The organism is Psychrobacter sp. UBA6291 (genome assembly GCF_002439405.1).
Taxonomy (GTDB): domain Bacteria; phylum Pseudomonadota; class Gammaproteobacteria; order Pseudomonadales; family Moraxellaceae; genus Psychrobacter; species Psychrobacter faecalis.
Genome location: NZ_DJUD01000054.1, coordinates 1 through 9,602, shown reverse-complemented (window position 1 = coordinate 9,602; position 9,602 = coordinate 1). Strand labels below are relative to the sequence as shown.

The following is a 9,602-nucleotide window of genomic DNA, read 5'->3' as shown; positions in this document are numbered from 1 at the left end:
GCAGTACCTTAAGCAAAATGAGCTATCTAATCGTTGTTATGACAGTTATGAGGCTATTGTTGATGCCGCTTGCTTGGCTTGGAATAATTTGCTTAAACAGCCACAAAGAATTCGGTCGTTAACTGCTCGTGCTTGGGCGCAACTTTAATTGTTGGGTTTGGTATTATAAGTCTTAACTACTGAGAGTCTTAACTACTGAGAGTCTTAACGACTACAAGGTTTGCGGATTATCTGACATATGTTTTTCACGCAATTTTTGACGTAGTATCTTGCCGACATTACTCTTTGGTAGCTCGCTGACAAACTCGATATGACGCGGGCATTTATAACCGGTCAAGTTATCGATAGCGAACTCTTTGATATCTTCTTTAGTTACATTGTTGTCGGCAGGGACGATATAGATTTTCACCGCTTCGCCTTGGTGTTCATCAGGAACACCGATGACTGCACACTCAATAATGCCTTTACAATCAAGCATGACCGACTCGATTTCATTCGGGAAGACGTTAAAGCCTGAGACCAAAATCATGTCTTTTTTGCGATCTAATAATCTAAAGTAACCTTTTTCATCCATACTGACGATATCACCCGTACGGAAATAACCCTCTTTAGTAAAGTCGCTACTACTGTCTTTATTAAAGTAGCCCGACATGACATTTGGACCTTTGATGCACAGCTCGCCTGCCTGATTAACGCCTACTTCTTTGCCATCTTCATCGATAACAATAATATCAACGCTTGGACCAGGCGTGCCAATCGTACCATTAAATTTACGATCAATGACGATATTGTTGGTGCCGACTGCTACACATTCAGTCATACCCCAACCTTCAACCATTGGACAGCCTGTCACTTCTAACCAACGCGCCGCTGTTTGTTCGGTTGCTGCCATACCACCTGCCTGCGAGAGTCGAAGTGAGCTGAAATCTAGGTCTTTAAAGTTTGGCTGATCAAGCAAGCCTTTAAACAAAGTATTAACCGCTGGGAAAATATGGAACGGCTGTTTGGATAAAGTTTTGATAAATCCAGGCATATCACGCGGATTTGGTACCAAAATAAAAGTGTAACCTGAGCGCATGCCAAGCAGGCTAAGCATGTAAGCAAAAATATGATATAGCGGTAGCGCCATGACCATATTGATATAAACCTCATTAATTTCTGAGGTAACAGGGCGAAACCATGCTTCTGACTGCATGGCCGCAGCGACGACATTACGCTGAGTTAATACCGCGCCTTTAGATAGTCCTGTGGTACCACCAGTATATTGCAAAATCGCTTTATGTTGCAAAGCCGTTTTTGGTGCTTGGAATGGTAGGCTTTTACCTTTTTTCAGCACATCTGGAAACTTGGTAACGTGATATTTAGGATCATTCAAGTTGTATTTAGGAACCAAGCGTTTGACCTGACGGATTACCGTATTGACTAAGATACCTTTTAATCCCATCATATCGCCCATTTTCGATAGGACAATACGTTTGATATCCGTCTCTTCGATTACCTGCTCGAGTGCTTGGGCAAAATTATCGACCACAAAGATAACTTGAGCACCAGAATCATTGAGCTGATGGCGCAGCTCACGACCCGTATAGAGCGGATTAATCGGCGTGCAAACGTAGCCTGCACGCAAAATACCAATCATCGTCGGTAGATATTGCGGCACGTTTGGCATCATCAGTGCAACCACACTACCTTTAGGAATCCCTTGCGCTTGTAACCATGCAGCCACGGCAAGAGAAGCTTTGTCCACGTCGCCATAGGTGTGAGTCACACCCATACAAATGGTCATAGGGTGCATACGAAAGCGATCAAAGCATTCTTCATAGAGGTCTATAAGGCTTTCATACTGATCGGGATTGATGGTTTTAGGTACGTTTTTTGGGTATTGAGCAAGCCAAGGCTGATCAGTGGTCATACTTAGTGTCCTTAAATTTGTGATAAGTTAAGGCTTTATAAAAAAGTAGTCACATCCCTGTCAACAAACCCATTCTTGCTCTATAGACGATACGTCCTATAGTCGGTGGCTTGTCGCGTGCTATCCCATTTATTCACATACTGCTAAAATACGGTGGCCTTAATACAAATATATTTAATTACAAGATTGTTTGACTAGAAAGGTATTTAACTACGAGAAACAACTACTGAAGTAGATTAAATATCCAGTTACCGAGGATACTATCAGTACTAACTAATAATAAACAATAGCGTAACATATTTTGGCGTTACATTAACATAACTACTATTGAACCAGTTATTCTAATACAGAAACTTGTGCGTATATAGTTAAATTTGATAAAAAGAGAAAACTGTGTTGCAAGTAAAATCCGATGAACGGTGAAAAATATAAGATGAAAGGATTCTTAGATTAGAATTAGCTAACAATATAAATAATAGCAGCTAATATGGATAACTCTACTAGAGGGTTTTTTGTATTTCTCTTAAAAAATAGTAATACTATAACAGCGTGATTATCAACAGTATAAGTATTACCCATACTAAAGTTTAATGTCTTAAAATAAAGAAGCGCTCTATCGTTTAGTTAGAGCGCTTTTTGAGCATAGATATTTGCTTTAATTATAGCTGAGGGTTATCAGCCATATGTTTTTCCCGCAGTTTTTGACGCAGTACTTTACCAACGTTACTCTTTGGTAGCTCAGTAACAAACTCGATATAACGCGGACATTTATAGCCGGTCAAATTGTCTAGAGCAAATTCTTTAATCGAGTTTTTGGTCACGTTATTGTCGGCAGGGATGACGTAAATTTTGACCGCTTCTCCTTGACGCTCATCAGGAATACCGATCACCGCGCAATCAATAATACCTTCACAATCAAGCATCACTGATTCTACTTCGTTAGGAAAGACGTTAAAGCCTGAGACCAAAATCATGTCTTTTTTACGGTCTAATAATCTAAAGTAGCCTTTTTCATCCATACTGACGATATCGCCCGTGCGAAAGTAACCATCTTCAGTAAAGTCTTCGCTACTGTCTCTATTCAGATAACCTGAGGTGACGTTAGGACCTTTAACACACATCTCACCAGCTTCATTGACACCGACGCGCTTGCCGTCTTCATCTATGATGATGACATCAACGCTCGGGACTGGGACGCCAATAGTGCCGTTAAACTTACGGTCGGTAACAACGTTGGCAGTGCCGACAGCCACACCCTCAGTCATACCCCAGCCTTCAATCATGGCGCAACCAGTGGTTTCAAGCCAGCGCGCTGCCGTCTGTTCGGTCGCTGCCATACCGCCTGCTTGCGAGATACGTAGCGAGCTAAAATCAAGGTCTTTAAAGTTTGGATTATCAAGCAAGCCTTTAAACAAAGTATTAACTGCTGGGAAAATATGGAACGGTTGTTTAGATAAGGTTTTGATAAATCCAGGGATGTCGCGTGGATTGGGTATGAGGATAAAGGTATAGCCTGAACGCATACCAAGTGAGCTTAGCATAAAGGCAAAAATATGATACAGCGGGAGCGCCATGACCATATTGATATAAACTTCGTTAATCTCTGACGTGATAGGGCGCGTCCATGCTTCTGATTGCATGGCTCCTGCGACGATATTACGCTGAGATAAAATCGCACCTTTAGAAAGTCCAGTTGTACCACCGGTATATTGCAAAAATGCTTTTTGGTCCAAAGTCATTTTTGGCTTTTGGAAGGGCAGGTTTTTACCTTTTTTGAGCACATCGGGAAACTTCGTGACTTCATGCTTAGGGTCGTTCAGCTTGTATTTGGGCACCAAGCGTTTGACTTGACGGATAATGGTATTTACTAGAATACCTTTGAGACCCATCATATCGCCCATTTTTGATAAGACGATACGCTTAATTTGTGTCTCATCAATCACTTGCTCGAGCGCTTGAGCGAAATTATCCACCACAAAGATAACCTTTGCACCTGAGTCATTTAACTGATGGCGCAGTTCACGGCCAGTGTACAGAGGGTTAACGGGCGTACAGACGTAACCTGCGCGCAAAATACCAATCATGGTTGGCAAGTATTGCGGCACGTTTGGCATCATCAGCGCGACCACGCTGCCTTGAGGCAGTCCTTGTGCTTGTAGCCAAGCGGCGACGGCAAGAGAAGCCTTATCAATGTCATCATAGGTATGAGTCACGCCCATACAGATACTCATAGGATGCAGACGAAAGCGATCAAAACACTCTTCATACAGCTCCACGATGCTGCCATATCTATCTGGATCGATCGTTTTCGGCACACTCTTAGGATATTGGGCAAGCCAAGGTTTATTCAACGTCATAGTCAGCGTCCTGGAATTTCAATTAAGTTTCTATCGTTAAGCAGTCGTATCCGTGTCAATAAAAAATCAGCGCTGACGTAAAGCAATGGCCGCTGAGTTTGATAACATCCTTATCTATTGACGGACTACTAAGTTTCTTTGCAACTAAAATATAATGTATCGACGATATAATGACACATTTAAGCAACACATTAGCATGAATCTAAGTAAATGCAATATTAGCATGCGAGTACTGCCCAGTACATATAAAATGTTTATAAATAAATGCTTCTATAGGAAGAAAAGACCATCAATGAGATGGTAGTGAAACGAGCTGATATTTTAATAGAAATTTAAGATGGTCTTTGGATAAATGCGATAGATAACTTAAAAACCGTTTAAGTCGTACCTAAAAATATCACTGCAAAGGAATGGCGTTATGTTAAAGAGTAGTGTGTTTTTACTTAAGCTTTAAACGAGAATGAATCAGCACTATGTACGGGTTACTGTTCAATACTATGTGCGGTTATTGCCTGATTAATAGTTTCGCTTAATTTTTGCGGTACACGAATAGGGCGCATGGGTGCGCTATGATTGCTTGAAGAGTCAGGCGTGATTTGGTTTTGCACGCAAGCGATGACGATTTTAGCGCGACTTAATAAAGTAGTGTTTGAAAAGGCATTTCTTTTCTGAGGGCTATCATTGTCATTCGGCGCTAAGCGATGGATACTTTGATAAAATATAATGCTGGCAGGTTTTAGCTCAACCTTATCAATGCGGACATTGATGACCTCATCTAATAAAATGGCTTTTTTATATTGCAAATCTGCTTGGCTGACGACAAAATGCTGAATTTCACCATCATCGGTCTGTAAAAAATAGCCATTTAAACCAAGCTTGGTGAACCAGTCGCGGCGGCAGTTTTCAAAAAACACTAAGTGATTGGCATGGTAGACAATGCCGCCTGCATCAGTATGGTTAATATAGATATTGTAATCAGTAGCAAATAGCGGGATGCTTGCGTGCATCGATTGTGCAGCGGTATTTTTATTCATGGTTGTCATTATCGTGTTGCTCAGTAAGTTTGCGCCATTAATAGCGTGTAAAGTTTGAGAGGTTGATATATAAGGTTATAAAAATAAGAAGTAATAATGCCTAGATTATTACTCATGACAGCTACTCTATCGTAAGAGATAAAGGCGCGCAACAGCTAGCTGTGGCGATGTCTGTTATGATAAGCCTTTATTTATAATGTCTCGCTGCTTGCCTTATTTTACCCCACTCTCAACTTATTTTTCTAAGGTATTGGTTTACTTAGTTTTTAAAATTTCAGTTAAAACAATTAGAATTTTAAATTCTATAAAAATCAAAAGCCTACGATAAGTTGAGATTGGCGTTTATTTTATAAAAATACTTGTTATAGAAAGATTTTATTTCAATTCATAATGATAGGATAGTTTATGACCCGTTTTGTTTGTTTTAATATCAATGGTATTCGCGCTCGTCAACATCAGTTAGAAGCGATAAAAGAGATTATCGACCCTGATGTGATCGGTCTGCAAGAAACCAAAGTACACGACGAGCAGTTCCCGCTCGCAGATGTGGAAGGTTTGGGCTATCACGTCGAGTATTTTGGTCAAAAAGCGCATTACGGCGTCGCATTGTTATCTAAAATTGCCCCTATTTTTGTGCAAAAAGGTTTTCCGGGAGAAGATGAAGAAGCACAGAAGCGCTTTATCCATGCGCGTTACGTATTTGACGGTCGCGAAGTGGATGTGCTTAACGGTTATTTTCCGCAAGGCGAGAGCCAAGACCATCCGACCAAATTTCCTATGAAGCGTGCCTATTATGCGGATTTGATAACCTATATTGATACGCTAAAAGCTGAAGGGCGCTCGTTGGTTATCATGGGTGATATGAATATTGCCCCAGAAGATATCGATGTTGGTATCGGCGAAGCTAACGCCAAGCGCTGGCTTAAAAATAGAAAAACCTCATTTTTACCTGAAGAGCGCGAATGGTATGGTAACTTGATGGCGCGAGAGCTGACCGATACTTATCGTCTGCATTATCCAGACAGCACCGAATTATATAGCTGGTTTGATTATCGCAGTCGCGGTTTCAATGATGATCCTAAGCGCGGACTACGTATCGATCATATTTTATGTACGGCAGATTTGATCGACCATTGTGTCGATGCTGGTATCAGCTATGAGCTACGCGGCATGGAAAAACCGTCTGACCACGCGCCAATTTGGGCAGCGTTTGATCTAAATAAAGTATAATAACTGGCTTTGAACCATAGACTTTTAACATCAGATTTTTAGTACCAGTTTTGCACAACTAAAAATGAATAACCAATAAATAATACATCAGCATTGATGAATAAGGATTGAATGATGGCTGTCGGCAACGTTGCAGTACCTAATACGATTTATCCTATTGATGGGATTAAACTAAGCGCTACCGCGGCAGGCGTACGCTACAAAGACCGCGATGATTTGGTGGTGATAGAGATTGCTGATAGTGCCAACACTGCCGTTGTCACTACCAAAAATACCTTTTGTGCAGCACCAGTACGCGTGTTACGAGAGCATTTTGCCAAAGCCAGTCCGCGCTATTTAATCACCAATACTGGCAACGCCAATGCTGGGACTGGCGCTGACGGTAAACGCCGCGCGCTTGATATCTGTGCCGCCTTAGCTGCCAAAGCTGGTGTGGACGTCAGCTCTGTGTTGCCATTTTCGACAGGCGTGATAGGTGAGCCACTCAATAGCGATGCCATCATCGCAGGTTTAGACAATGCGTTAGCCAGTTTGGGCGCTGATAATTGGTTAGCAGCAGCAAATGGTATTCGTACCACTGATACAATTCCAAAACTTGCCAGTGAAAAGGTCGATGTTGACGCTAGCAGCTATCATGTTACTGGGATGTCAAAAGGCTCAGGTATGATACGTCCCAATATGGCGACCATGCTCGGCTATGTAGCGACCGATGCCAATATCGCTGCTGATTTATTGCAAGAAATGCTGAGCAAAATTAACGAGCAATCTTTTAATCGCATTACTGTCGATGGCGATACCTCAACCAACGATTGCTGCGTCTTAATTGCAACCGGAACGGCGAGCTCGGAGGTTATTGATAGCCCAGAACATCCACATTATCAGCCGATATTTGAGGCCTTGACATCAGTTTTTGTACGTTTGGCACAATTAATTGTACGAGATGGAGAAGGCGCAACCAAGTTTATGACGGTCAAAGTCACAGGCGGCAAAACCACGCAAGAATGCTGCGATGTAGCGTATGCCGTTGCGCATTCACCACTGGTCAAAACCGCATTTTTTGCCAGTGATGCCAACTGGGGACGTATCTTGGCAGCGGTTGGTTACGCGGGTATCGACGACCTTAATACCGAGCAAGTTGATGTCTACTTAGATGAAGTGATGATTTGTCAAAATGGCGGTGTGGCACCAAGTTATACGGAATCGGCGGGCAAAGAAGTCATGAGCCGGCCTGAGATTACCATTAATATTGATTTGGCCCGTGGTGACGCTGAGGATACGGTTTATACCTGCGATTTGTCTTATGATTACGTTAAGATAAATGCAGACTATCGCAGTTAAAAGTTCTTTATTATTTTATAAAACGCTCGAAGCTAGTATTGTCATGCATAGTTTGAGCGTTTTTTTTGCTCAATATTTTTGTATTAAATAGGGCTTAATTTAAACCGTTTATTAACAGCAGTTGCAAAAGCTGACGTTACTTTACAAAGCAGTTATAGAGGCTGGGCATCTGCGCGACCTATACTGATTGCAGTAAACAATAGACGGTACTATTAACAGTTGAGGAAGTTTATATCAATAATGCTCGTTTTTATTTTATATGAGCTTAGATTGATTTTCTGATTAACAGTATCTTTATGACTGCTTGCTACCTTTTGGATAGTGATAATTGATTAAAATGAGTTTAAAAGGTAATGATTAATACTAATAAATAAACTGAGGATTTAATAATGAAAAAATTAGCGATTGCGGCATTGATGACAACTTTTGTTTTGTCAGGTTGTTCTACTATGGGTATGAATGATGAACGTACTATGGTGGTTGAAGGCGAGCCTGTGAATGTGAAAGTGGTAAATATTCCAAGTTTCAAAATTGAAATAGCGCCACTTAAAGCGGTGTGTGAGCTGCCAACCGCCAGTGGTACTATGGTTGAGTCAGAATGCCTACAATATCGTCAGACTTATCAGAAAAACTATACGCCTCTAAATGGTGATATTCAAGGCTTTACTTATGAGCCAAACTATCGTTATATCTTGGATGTGCGTCAAGAAGCGGTTATGAATGAAGCGACGAAAGTGGTTAAACCAGTTTGGATCCTAAACGAAGTGATTTCAAAAACTGCTGAATAATTTTAGTTGTAGCTTATTATAGAAAAGCCTCTAATCATTAGAGGCTTTTTTTAGTCACAGAAAAAGGTAAACGTATTTTATCAAAAAGCGCCGTAAAACCATGTCCCTTCTAGGGCATGGATATCAGGCGTCAGCTATTGTCGCTCAGCCTTAAAACAGACTTGTCAACCAAACTCATTAAGACCATAATCACTCTATGAAAACGCTCAAGTTGCGCATCAAAGACAAACATGCCAATCAGCTAAATAAACTGGCTGGTGCGGTTAATTTTGTGTGGAACTATGTAAATGACTTGAGTTTTAAGCATCTTCAACGCACCAATCATTTCTTTTCAGCTTATGATATTGCGGCTTATGTAAAAGGTAGTAGCGAGCTGCTAAACCTGCACAGCCAAACCTTACAAGCCATCACCGAAACCCATACTAAATCTCGCAAGCAATTCAAAAAAGCCAAATTAAACTGGCGAACCAATAACCCAAAATCTAAGCGTAAATCACTTGGTTGGATTCCCTTTAAAAAAGCAGCAATCAAATACGTAGGTATCAAAAAATCAGGAAAGAAAAGTCTTAAATCCACCATTCAATTTAGCCTGGCTAAAGGCAAGAAGCTGACCATCGACGTGTGGGATAGCTATAATCTAGCACTCTACACCATCAACACCTGTGAGCTTGTGCAAGACAGTCGCGGCCACTGGTATGCCTGTATCACCATTAAAGAGTACCCAAAAATTGAGTGCGGTACAGGCGAAACTGGTATTGATTTAGGTTGCAGGGACTCAGCAACGACAAGTAATGGTGAGGTACTAAAAACCAAAGTCACCCAGCAATACGCTAAAAAACTAGGCATTGCTCAAAGAGCCAAAAACAAAAAACGGGTTAAGGCCATTCACGCCAAGATTAAAAATACACGCCAAGACTTGATTCATAAATTTACCACCAACCTT

Annotated in this window: 7 protein-coding genes; 4 read left to right on the top strand and 3 right to left on the bottom strand. The window is 41.2% G+C overall.

Annotated elements, in window-relative coordinates:
* Positions 1-211 precede the first annotated feature (211 nt).
* The 3 genes from B3R91_RS09305 to B3R91_RS09295 form a co-directional block, all read right to left on the bottom strand.
* Positions 212-1,912 carry an AMP-binding protein gene (locus B3R91_RS09305; RefSeq protein WP_286797365.1) on the bottom strand — a complete coding sequence of 567 codons (1,701 nt, stop codon included), beginning with the start codon at positions 1,910-1,912 and terminating at the stop codon, positions 212-214.
* 659 nt (positions 1,913-2,571) lie between these two features.
* Complete coding sequence (locus B3R91_RS09300) at positions 2,572-4,269, bottom strand: AMP-binding protein (protein ID WP_286797364.1); 1,698 nt, start codon at positions 4,267-4,269, stop codon at positions 2,572-2,574.
* Between the two features lie 482 nt (positions 4,270-4,751).
* Positions 4,752-5,303: a thioesterase gene (locus B3R91_RS09295; RefSeq protein WP_286797363.1), complete on the bottom strand. Its 552-nt coding sequence runs from the start codon at positions 5,301-5,303 to the stop codon at positions 4,752-4,754.
* 405 nt (positions 5,304-5,708) lie between these two features.
* Here B3R91_RS09295 and xthA point away from each other — a divergent pair, with 405 nt between their 5' ends.
* The 4 genes from xthA to B3R91_RS09275 form a co-directional block, all read left to right on the top strand.
* On the top strand, positions 5,709-6,533 hold the full coding sequence (gene xthA, locus B3R91_RS09290; RefSeq protein WP_102076264.1) for an exodeoxyribonuclease III: 825 nt from the start codon (positions 5,709-5,711) through the stop codon (positions 6,531-6,533).
* Between the two features lie 114 nt (positions 6,534-6,647).
* Positions 6,648-7,871, top strand: a complete 1,224-nt coding sequence (gene argJ / locus B3R91_RS09285) for a bifunctional glutamate N-acetyltransferase/amino-acid acetyltransferase ArgJ (RefSeq protein WP_286797362.1) — start codon at positions 6,648-6,650, stop codon at positions 7,869-7,871.
* A 389-nt stretch (positions 7,872-8,260) separates the two neighbouring features.
* On the top strand, positions 8,261-8,659 hold the full coding sequence (locus tag B3R91_RS09280) for a DUF4377 domain-containing protein (protein ID WP_068408379.1): 399 nt from the start codon (positions 8,261-8,263) through the stop codon (positions 8,657-8,659).
* A gap of 196 nt (positions 8,660-8,855) precedes the next feature.
* Positions 8,856-9,602 (top strand): transposase (locus B3R91_RS09275; RefSeq protein ID WP_286797360.1); only part of this gene is annotated, 747 nt, incomplete at its 3' end.

What these genes read in the sequence shown, in the direction of transcription:
- B3R91_RS09305 (WP_286797365.1), bottom strand. Translation starts at nt 1,912, where the DNA reads ATGACCACTGATCAGCCTTGGCTTGCTCAATACCCAAAAAACGTACCT.
- B3R91_RS09300 (WP_286797364.1), bottom strand. Translation starts at nt 4,269, where the DNA reads ATGACGTTGAATAAACCTTGGCTTGCCCAATATCCTAAGAGTGTGCCG.
- B3R91_RS09295 (WP_286797363.1), bottom strand. Translation starts at nt 5,303, where the DNA reads ATGAATAAAAATACCGCTGCACAATCGATGCACGCAAGCATCCCGCTA.
- xthA (WP_102076264.1), top strand. Translation starts at nt 5,709, where the DNA reads ATGACCCGTTTTGTTTGTTTTAATATCAATGGTATTCGCGCTCGTCAA.
- argJ (WP_286797362.1), top strand. Translation starts at nt 6,648, where the DNA reads ATGGCTGTCGGCAACGTTGCAGTACCTAATACGATTTATCCTATTGAT.
- B3R91_RS09280 (WP_068408379.1), top strand. Translation starts at nt 8,261, where the DNA reads ATGAAAAAATTAGCGATTGCGGCATTGATGACAACTTTTGTTTTGTCA.